This is a genomic window from Pseudomonas sp. B414, assembly GCF_055408445.1.
This window is the reverse complement of sequence record NZ_JBUZTQ010000062.1, coordinates 1-9,017: the sequence shown is the minus strand read 5'-3', so window position 1 is coordinate 9,017 and position 9,017 is coordinate 1. Positions and strand designations below refer to the sequence as shown.

Genomic DNA, 9,017 nt, shown 5'->3' with positions numbered 1-9,017 from the left:
CTCTTTGCTTCGAGAAAAGAGGTCAGTGATAGTGATAAATCCTGCGTCGCTGCCTGCCTTAAAGTGTCCGAATAGTCATGAAATCCGCAAGCTCGGCGCTTATTCATTCCTTGTTCGTTATGTGAGGGAAAAATGGCTGTGGGTAACTCGGACTAATGCTTTTAATGCTTTTAATGCTTTTAAAAGCTTTTAGTCGGGCTGTATGCCACGTATTACGTGGCATACAGCCTCCATAAAGGGACAGATTTGCGGTCATAAAGGGACAGATTTGCGGTCATAAAGGGACAGATTTGCGGTCATAAAGGGACAGATTTGCGGTATTAAGGGACTTGTATTAAATAGTCCTTTTTATGCTATGGTGGATCTCCCCACGAGGACTACTGATGGCTGAGAAAAGCGAAGTTGTTGTCAAATCTAACCGGCTTGTCGAAGCTAGCTACCGGCTCAACCTGGTCGAACAACAAATCATCCTGTTTGCCATCAGTCGTAGTCGCGACGAACAGCTGGGCCTTTCGCCAGATAAGCCAGTCACGATTGCAGCGAGCGATTTCGCTCAGGCATTCGGGACCAACGAAACCAAGGTTTACGGACAACTTAAAGAAGCGATGGGCGACCTGTTCGACCGCTCGGTGACGATCTATGACACCGATCCGGACACCGGTAAGGACCGTACTGTCACAACCCGATGGATCAGCGACAAGGCTTACATCGACGGAACAGGCCGAATTCAGTTGACGTTCGCCCCTCGGGTGATCCCCTACATCACACGTCTCGAGTCCGAGTTCACGTCATACCGTTTGGAGAAAATCAGTGGCATGTCGAGCGTTCACGCTGTACGGCTCTACGAGCTACTGGTGCAGTACCTCACAATCGGAAAACGCGAGTTGGCACTCGCTAATCTGCGCGAAAGTCTCGGCCTTACCAACGAATACAAGGCAATTAAGGACTTTAAAAAGCGAGTCCTAGATACAGCCGTGGCACAAATCAACGAATACAGCGATATTCGTGTGAGCTACACACAGCGCAAGACCGGACGCACCGTCACCCATCTGATCTTTGCCATCAAACCAGAACCAACATCCGTGCCGGTGAAGCAAAAGCTTGGCAAGCTGACAGACGCTGAGGTTGCCAAACGCGCTCGTCCTGGTGAGAGCTGGGAAGCAGCACATGCCAGACTCAACCAGATCACCTTGGCACTGGCTGAATGACTGGATTGATGTACGTGGGTCGGACTGGGTTTAGATCGTCACCGTCGAGACTAATCGGCCAGTCCGGCCAGTAGATCGGAAAAAGACTTGGCAGGCCCGGGTAATTTTGGCTTTCCCGGGGTTGGCGCTTTTTCAGGTTGAGGCTCAGGGTTGTGCTCAATAAGGCGTTGCTCAGCATTATCAAGGCGTAGCTTCTCGATCTCTTGCCGCAATGGCTCCACCGCTTCAGCGACGGCCTTTGCCACCGCCCTGGCGATGATCTCCCCGAGGTCGCCAGTCACTGTGACGCCGTGTGACATTTCCACTGTGACGCTCTGTGACGCTGGCTCGAAAGCACCGTACACACGCAGTAACTCCGCGGTGTCGATATAGCGACGTCCATCGGACTCTAAGCCATATGATATACGGCCTTCGGTCATTGCCCGGTATATGGACCGGCGCGTTCTGCCGATCAGTGACGCGGCTTCATCTATGGTGTGACGCATGGTGCTCTACCGTCATATGACGCGTCACACTCTTTAGCCTGGCTGGTCATAGGCTCAGCTCGCTGTGTGATCCGAGTCGCACAAGCTGCAAGCGCTCATCGTCGGGCTTGCAGTAGATCAGCAGCCAATCCGGTTTGATATGGCAATCCCGATGGTCTTTCCAGTTACCAGTCAGAGCATGATCCCGATGTTTTTCCGGCAGCGGTTTGTCATTCATCAGGGCAGTGACAATCTTGATGAACAGGCCGCCCGGCTCCAAGTCAGCTCGATGCGGCCCCTTGGCCTCTCGCTTAAAATCTCGCTTGAACTGACTGGTTCTCTCAATCGTCCGCATGCAAATCCGCCATCAGATCATCAATGGTGGCGAACTTTTGCAGCTTTCCGCGCCGCGCTTCTTTCATCGCGGCAACGGTTTTGGCGTTGGGCACCAACGGCTCGAATGGCAGCGCCTTTTCCTGCGCTATACGGGTCATCATCATGCGGAAAGCATCGCTAACCGTTAAGCCCATTGTCGCAAGTACTGCAGCGGCTTCTTCTTTGATGTGCTCATCGATACGAGCACGAACGACAGCATTTGTGGACATGGGTAGTCCTCCTATATTGGGCCACAGTGTAGCTCAATATAAGGGTCGCGCATGGTTTTGTGCCGTCACGTGACGCGTCACTGCGTTCTTGCAGTCACGGATAAACTGACCCCCAGCACGTGTAGCACTTTCATCAAGCGATAAAGGTCCGGATCGCCATGGGTACCAAAGAGCTGCTCCAGATCTGCCACGGTGATCCCGGTCAGACTCGCCATTTTGGCCGCCCCAAATGCGCTGATAGCCACACCTATGGAGGCCACAATATGAGCGGCATGGCCGGTCGCTAAAGCATCCGCAATAAACACGGCCCTGGTTTCTGGATTGGTTAACGCCGCCCCTGGATCGTAGATCGATGGCTTTTTTTGCACCCTTTCCGCCTCTCTTTACACCAGCTCTATACCCGTTTTGCACCTGGTCTGCACCCACCCTGCACCCACCCTGCACCTCTTTTGCACCTTACCTGCCATCGACTGGCCACGGTCTTCGACCTGAATGATTTTTACGCCCTTTGAAGAGCCAGATTTTCCCCCTTAACAGGGTCAAAATCTCAATACACATCACGCACCTCAGGCGATGGAAAAAACCTTTATTTTTCAAAAATTTATTAAAAACTAATAATTCTTTGACGCTATACAGTTGTGATACAAAACAAATGATTTAGCCCACAAAACCTGGAGAATTTTGTATAGCACTTGTTATACAACTGGTGCCCAAATGGCCAAGTAACCATTTCGCGCCCGCGAAACTTTCCATTGAGCCGCAGGCGAATGGACAAGCTGTGAAGTGGGCCGGTAGGCCTACTTCACCTATCTTGCCCGCCTATTCAGCCGACTTAATCCGTTGCGCCTGCTGTTCTTTTTCCGTTCTCGTGCCTTTTTCTACCGTTCTTTTGGGGTTGTTTTGCATACGCTCAGCCGTTGTTTAAGGCGTCGGTCCTCTGCTACTGCAGTACAGCAGCCGCCAACAGCCGCTTGCGCGCCTCCTGAGCGCGCCGGGTCTCGTCATCGACTTGGCGGGTGACGTAGAGCGGCAGCGCCAGGCACTCGTCCTGGTCGTCGCCCGGCTCAATAAATCGCGGTACCGAATCCGTGCTGTTCATCCTGTCTCTCCCGTTCTACCTATTGAGGCAGTGCGCGGTATAGCGTGGCTCGATGAACGCCTAGGAGCCGTGCAACTTCGGAAACCGATTGCCCCCCGTCGATCAGCTGTCGTGCATGGGCGATCTGTTCTGGGGTTAAAACAGGTTTTGGGCCGAATCGAACGCCTTTAGCTTTGGCAGCAGCACGGCCAGCACTGGTGCGCTCACCAATGAGGGATCGCTCAAAGTCAGCAATGCCGGCGAAGATCGTTAACACCATACGCCCAGCTGGAGACGTCGTATCGGCCCAAGGCTCAGCAAGCGAACGCAGACCTGCACCTAAGGTTTTGAGTCGTTCTGCAATGTGGAGCAGGTCGGTGGTTGACCTGGCCAAGCGATCCAACCGCGTCACAGTCAGTACATCACCAGGGCGAAGGTGATCGAGCAGCCGACTAAGTTCGGGGCGGTCTTGCTTGGCCCCACTGACCTTCTCTTCAAAAATCCGCTGACAACCGTTTTGCCCTAAAGCGATCCGTTGCTGCTCCAGCTCCTGACCTTGCGTCGAAACCCGAGCGTAGCCAATCTGCTGTCCTGCATTTTCCATGGGGACACCTGTCGCATTAGTCGTTGCAGGTAATCTAGCACCTGCGACTGACTTATGCGACAGACGAAAGCCCTCAGAACCTGACGATGCGCGTGTGTCGCATAACTTAGGATTAAAGCGACAGCGATGAGGCGCTCAGCGTGGCCCCCACGGCTGCTGCTGATAGAATGCTGTAAGCCAAGAATTGAGGCTCAGAAAAGTCTACAAATTGGTGGCGACATATATAGACAAAATTTTCTGCCTGATTCGGGTCGGGTTAAATCGTTCGCTTTGCTTTTCGGGGCTACGTGCGCAGCCTTTTAACCTGATCGTTAGGTGCAGCAGAATATTAGCGCATTTAGGAGTTACCAAGTGAAGATCACATCCGTCGCAAGTGTTGCATTCCTGGCTCTCATAATTACCGGGCTTGCAAATTCCGCTGAAGTCTCGGTATATAATAACTTTCCAAATACAATTGAGTTTATAAAAACAAATTCGATTCAAAGAATTTCAGACTGCATGTATTTATCTGGTGAGATTTCAAAGTACAACCCAAGCATGAAAGATGAGATTTTTAATATCCTTGCCACGCAATGGGCTTTAATTGAACACTATAAAGGCAAGCCGGCAGTGAATCTAGTCGAGCAAGGTCTTCAAAATTCTTTTTTTGAAATTAACCAAGTCGGTTTAGAGCAATTTGCAACACGCTCTGATTGCGCCAGTTTTAATGGTGACGTATCGAACTGGTTTCGAAGCGCGAAGCGCTGAATTAAGATTCGCAATCTGTAGTTTTTAGTTGAAATCAACTTAACGCAATAATTAAGAGATTATGCATGAAGAGGTTAATAGTACTATTGTTAATAACGGTAAGCGGTTGCGCGGCCACTTCTAAGACAGAACAGATTGTTAACAGAGGAGAGCCGTTCGCTTTTTTAAAGAGTGATGCACCTGAGTGCATATCTAAGCCTGATTACCCCGACGTGCTTGCTCGCGCTTCAGTAGATAAACAATGCCTAACGAAAAAGTATCCGAAGTGCAAAGGTGATTTTGGCTATGACATTAATTGGAGTTGCGTTTTTAGCTCGGCCAAATCAAATCAAATCGCACAAGATAAGGCCAAGCAAGAGGCCGCAGCAGAGTACCGACGCCAGGTATTAGATAAATATCAAAAATATTTGGACTCTCCAGAAGGCAAAGCTGAAGAGTCTGCCATGCAAGTCCAACAAAAAGAATTTAAGCAGCAGCAGGCTAATGAGCAAAAAGCACAAGAGATATATAACAAAAAATTAACAAACTCATGCAATTATTTTATAAATGACATGCTTAGCAAGAAAAACATTAAACTTAAAGAAGTAAGTATTTTGGTTGCCGTGGAAACGATGCCTAACGTGGTTATGTGCACATTTCAAGTAACAATCCCTGGAGTTTATGTGGATTTACCAGAAATTTTAACAATAACTGGAAACACTCAGAATGGTGCTTATGAATATTGACAGTTAATCTCTATAACTAAGTCGATCCCTGCATAGAGTAATTTTATTATTTCTGTAGCGCCTAAAAATTCGCTAGTTTGTTGCATGCCACAATAGCTGGCGAGGGCATGAGAACGATTGCGGCGGTTGGATTTTGAGCCCAAGGCGATCAGTGCTCCTTGTTGTCTTTGTAGGGTGAGTGATCGCGTGCTGCGTTGGATTTTGTCCATGACTGGGATCCATGGATTTACCATAAGCGGCGTTATGCACAGTGCTGGACTGCCTTCCGATTGCGTTGGTGACTCAGGCTCGAATGAAAATTTCGATTTGCTTCATGCTGATTCCCAAGCCAATAGCCAGCCCCTTCTTGGCTTGCTCGATGGTCAGCCCATCTTGATCCTCAGCCAACTCATCTTCGGCCACTGAGACATCGTTACTTTGGTTTTCTAGATCAGTTAGGGCAGGAACTGGCTTGAACTTCAGTTCGTCGAGGTTCAGGCCAAAGTCGCTCAGCTTCATGTATGCAATCGGATTCCTACCACCTACCCAGCAGTTAGGTACGTCAATCTCAGCATACTCACTGATGTTTACGATTTTTCTAATATCTCCATTGGAGTCTTCCTTTAGTGATTCAACTCCTGAAATCTTACCCACTAAGAAAGCGGTGCCATGGGGGTGAGTGGCATTCCCCCAATCGAGGTTTCGATTTTGGATACACACAACGTAGCGCATTTTCGACGAGTTACTGGTGGATAGGCGCCATGCTTTGCTTCCTCCCTCTCGCAAAATACGTTGTGTCCCTCTGCAGGTAAAAACTGCGAGACATGGGGTGTTATCGAGTTTTTCAGTGGTCAGGCTCATCAATGGCATCTTTTTTGGCGGGCTTTATGAGACAGACACTACGTCAAAAAACGTAGAGATTCAATAGCAATTTATCTATTAATTAACTAGAGATCGATTAGAGACTCGATCTTCGATCATCATCACTCTGTCTGTGTCTCATCACCTGATGGAGCTGGCCTGCTGCTGTGCAATTAACTGAAGTGTCATTAGATAGTCCCGCAGGACGTCAGCATCAATCATCATGGGGTTCCTTTCAGTTAGGGGATTGGAAAGACTGACAGAGCGAGATACTCTGAATGCTGGCAAATCGCCTTGTTGGGTTTGTGGGTAGGGGTATGGGGTTTACGATCTGCTACAGCTTTCAAGGCAAAAGAACCGTCATTGAACATCCTGCCGAGAGTCTCTCTCCGCACGATGCGGTGTGTTATGCCTTGTTGCATATCGGCGTTTTTTTACAAGAAAGGCCTTCAAGTTGGGTGGGCAGCTACGCCTCCGTGGTTGAGCTGGCAGAGCGATTGGGCGTCAACAATGTCAGCTGGCATCAATCCATCATCCATCCATCTGTACCCAAGTTAGTTACCGGTACACCTCTCGCCGGTTGCCAATCTTGACCACCAGAATGCGCAACGCGCCGTCCTCGATGGCACTGATAATCCGGTAATCACCCACCCGATACTTCCAAAAATCCCCTAAACGTGAGCCTTTTAAGGCTTCGCCAATGCTCCGCGGATCCTCCAGGTTCGACACCCGCTCCTGCAGGAACAGCAGGATGCGCTTGGCGACTTGGGGATCGAGCTTGCCCAGCTCGCGCTCTGCAGCGCGGTCAAACTCAATCCGCCAAGCCATAACGCGTCATCACATCCTCAAGAGGCACCGACTCCGAGCGACCGGCGCGGTTATCCAGCAGGCGCTGTTCCGCCAGGTACAAGTCTTCCAAGTCGTCCAGGTGCGCCACGATGGCTTCCCGGGCATAGAAGGTTTTGGTGCGGCCGGTGGCTTTGGCGAGGTTTTCCAGGCGCTCTTCCAGGTCCGAAGGCAGTCGAATAGCAAGCATGGCCAGACTCCATAATAAGGATTGCTATACAAGTATATCGCGATTGCGCTAACCCATGGTCGGGCCGCACATTATGCGTACCTAAAATAATTTCACTCCCGGTCAGCCACCAGCACGCACACGTAAAGCCATGATGACCTGGGCAGACAGACCGCGAATATCTTCGTTGTGAAAAATCAGGTGCGCTCGATGCGGCTTGGTCTCCTCGTCCCAGTGCTCCAAATCCTTTATTAGAAACTGATGCTTGTCCTGATAGGCCGCTGCGAGATCAGCCGCTAAGGCTCTGGGCGCCTCTCCAGGAGTGGCAATGACCCAATCAATGATGTCAGTCATCTGTTCGGCTGGTGATCGCTGCGTGATGCCCATGACGGCGGCGCAGGCAAAATCGTTGTAGAGCTGAGCGCCCAGTTCGGGATCATCCGCAGGGTTTCCCGGGCACAGCCGCGGCTCCCAAGGAAGCACGTAGGTCGATTGGCCGAGAACTTCTTGCCGGACGTAGTCCGAAGGTTTGGCTAAACGCTGCATGAGTTTTGCTCCCAGGCGAAAATCGCATGGTAACGCGTCCAGAGCGGCCTTAGCCGCTCTGATAAACCGCCGGCGAAGACGGCGGAAACAGCCGGACAGACACCACCCGAGCCCACGAGGGGGGTGAGGAAAAATGGCCCCCAGGCCGAATTTTTCCGTTCTGCCCTGGTGCAGCCCGTCCAGGGCGAAACCAGGGTGCGCAGCATCCGGCCGCACCGCTTGCGTGCGCGTCAGGTGAAACCGGACCAACCTGGATTCGCGATGTAGCAGTCGAGAAAGGGACAACGGACCGCAACGAGACGTCGCGCAATTGCAGAATGCAGGTTGGTCCGGTTTCACCTGACGCGCACGCGGGTGAATTTTCGAGACAAGCCCGTCCAGGGGGCGGGGGAGGAAAGAGGGTGGAGGCTCGCGCAGCGAGTCAGAACCCTGAAAGCCTGACGGGGCGATCCCCCGGAAGGTTTGGGCGTCCCGTAGGGCGGCCACGACAGACCGTAGGGATGGCGTGCTGTTGCTCTGCTTTTGTCTTTGATTATCTATGTGGCGTTCTATTGGTCGTTCTATTGCTTCGGCTATTGCTCAGGCAATAGAAGACCCATAGGAAGTACAAAAAGGCAAAGGTACAAAAAGACAGAATCCCAGAGCATTCGCGCTACGCGCTCACCCAGCTCGACCCCCTGAGGGGGGCCCCACTCCCTGGAATCAGATCCAGAGCGAATGCTTGCACAGACAAGATTAATAGCAACATCACTTTATCAGGACGACACTGAAATCCGGCTCGCTGTTATCCCCTGATTACTCGCCTTTGTCGTCTGTGAGCCCGCAGCAGGCGTTTGGATGATCCTTGCTAGCAGAGGCGTCACAGCGCTCCTTGGAGCGCATAAACAAAGTCTCCAGCCGGCAGGCTGGGCATTATTACCGGAGGGGGAGCCACGAAGTGGGGGAACCCCGTAGGGGTGCCCCGGCAGAGCCGCGCTTTTTACTTTTCCCTTTTTAAACCTTTGAGGTCGTCTAGACGCCTTATGTTATGTGGCCTGTAGTGTTCATAAAGGGAGGGATTTGTTGTCATATACGCGCCACGAAGATCTCTTTGCTTCGAGAAAAGAGGTCAGTGATAGTGATAAATCCTGCGTCGCTGCCTGCCTTAAAGTGTCCGAATAGTCATGAAATCCGCAAGCTCGGCGC

14 protein-coding genes are annotated in these 9,017 nt (G+C 51.2%); 3 read left to right on the top strand and 11 right to left on the bottom strand.

The window, feature by feature from the left end; translation table 11 throughout:
• The first annotated feature begins 383 nt into the window (after positions 1-383).
• A complete protein-coding gene (repM, locus tag ACZRMH_RS25455; protein WP_024265234.1) occupies positions 384-1,208 on the top strand; it encodes a replication initiation protein RepM in 825 nt (274 codons plus the stop codon).
• Positions 1,209-1,258: 50 nt separating this feature from the next.
• Here repM and ACZRMH_RS25450 read toward each other — a convergent pair whose 3' ends face one another.
• From ACZRMH_RS25450 to ACZRMH_RS25425, 6 genes are all read right to left on the bottom strand, one after another.
• Positions 1,259-1,693 (bottom strand): hypothetical protein, encoded by a 435-nt coding sequence (locus ACZRMH_RS25450; RefSeq protein WP_024265235.1) that lies wholly within the window; start codon positions 1,691-1,693, stop codon positions 1,259-1,261.
• 46 nt (positions 1,694-1,739) lie between these two features.
• Entirely contained in the window at positions 1,740-2,027 is a 288-nt protein-coding gene (locus ACZRMH_RS25445) for a type II toxin-antitoxin system YafQ family toxin (RefSeq protein ID WP_024265236.1), read from the bottom strand.
• Positions 2,014-2,277 carry a type II toxin-antitoxin system RelB/DinJ family antitoxin gene (locus ACZRMH_RS25440; protein WP_024265237.1) on the bottom strand — a complete coding sequence of 88 codons (264 nt, stop codon included), beginning with the start codon at positions 2,275-2,277 and terminating at the stop codon, positions 2,014-2,016. The genes ACZRMH_RS25445 and ACZRMH_RS25440 overlap by 14 nt, the downstream gene beginning before the upstream one ends.
• 77 nt (positions 2,278-2,354) lie before the next feature.
• The gene (locus ACZRMH_RS25435; RefSeq protein ID WP_024265238.1) at positions 2,355-2,645 is read right to left on the bottom strand and encodes a helix-turn-helix domain-containing transcriptional regulator; all 291 of its coding nucleotides are present in this window, start codon (positions 2,643-2,645) and stop codon (positions 2,355-2,357) included.
• Positions 2,646-3,217: 572 nt separating this feature from the next.
• Positions 3,218-3,376, bottom strand: coding sequence for a hypothetical protein (locus tag ACZRMH_RS25430; RefSeq protein WP_024265239.1), 159 nt, complete (start codon positions 3,374-3,376; stop codon positions 3,218-3,220).
• A gap of 19 nt (positions 3,377-3,395) precedes the next feature.
• Positions 3,396-3,959, bottom strand: a complete 564-nt coding sequence (locus ACZRMH_RS25425; RefSeq protein WP_024265240.1) for a recombinase family protein — start codon at positions 3,957-3,959, stop codon at positions 3,396-3,398.
• Positions 3,960-4,310: 351 nt separating this feature from the next.
• Here ACZRMH_RS25425 and ACZRMH_RS25420 point away from each other — a divergent pair, with 351 nt between their 5' ends.
• Both ACZRMH_RS25420 and ACZRMH_RS25415 read left to right on the top strand, forming a co-directional pair.
• Positions 4,311-4,706 carry a hypothetical protein gene (locus ACZRMH_RS25420; protein WP_464015773.1) on the top strand — a complete coding sequence of 132 codons (396 nt, stop codon included), beginning with the start codon at positions 4,311-4,313 and terminating at the stop codon, positions 4,704-4,706.
• A gap of 65 nt (positions 4,707-4,771) precedes the next feature.
• Entirely contained in the window at positions 4,772-5,431 is a 660-nt protein-coding gene (locus ACZRMH_RS25415) for a hypothetical protein (protein WP_464015772.1), read from the top strand.
• On the opposite strand, the gene ACZRMH_RS25410 is transcribed toward ACZRMH_RS25415, so the two are convergent.
• From ACZRMH_RS25410 to ACZRMH_RS25390, 5 genes are all read right to left on the bottom strand, one after another.
• Complete coding sequence (locus ACZRMH_RS25410) at positions 5,419-5,640, bottom strand: hypothetical protein (protein ID WP_464015771.1); 222 nt, start codon at positions 5,638-5,640, stop codon at positions 5,419-5,421. The genes ACZRMH_RS25415 and ACZRMH_RS25410 overlap by 13 nt on opposite strands.
• 73 nt (positions 5,641-5,713) lie before the next feature.
• Positions 5,714-6,271 carry a hypothetical protein gene (locus ACZRMH_RS25405; RefSeq protein ID WP_153334388.1) on the bottom strand — a complete coding sequence of 186 codons (558 nt, stop codon included), beginning with the start codon at positions 6,269-6,271 and terminating at the stop codon, positions 5,714-5,716.
• A gap of 558 nt (positions 6,272-6,829) precedes the next feature.
• Entirely contained in the window at positions 6,830-7,099 is a 270-nt protein-coding gene (locus tag ACZRMH_RS25400; RefSeq protein ID WP_153334386.1) for a type II toxin-antitoxin system RelE family toxin, read from the bottom strand.
• A complete protein-coding gene (relB, locus tag ACZRMH_RS25395) occupies positions 7,083-7,307 on the bottom strand; it encodes a type II toxin-antitoxin system RelB family antitoxin (RefSeq protein ID WP_153334385.1) in 225 nt (74 codons plus the stop codon). The genes ACZRMH_RS25400 and relB overlap by 17 nt, the downstream gene beginning before the upstream one ends.
• Positions 7,308-7,409: 102 nt before the next feature.
• Positions 7,410-7,832, bottom strand: a complete 423-nt coding sequence (locus ACZRMH_RS25390) for a hypothetical protein (RefSeq protein ID WP_153334383.1) — start codon at positions 7,830-7,832, stop codon at positions 7,410-7,412.
• Positions 7,833-9,017 lie beyond the last annotated feature (1,185 nt).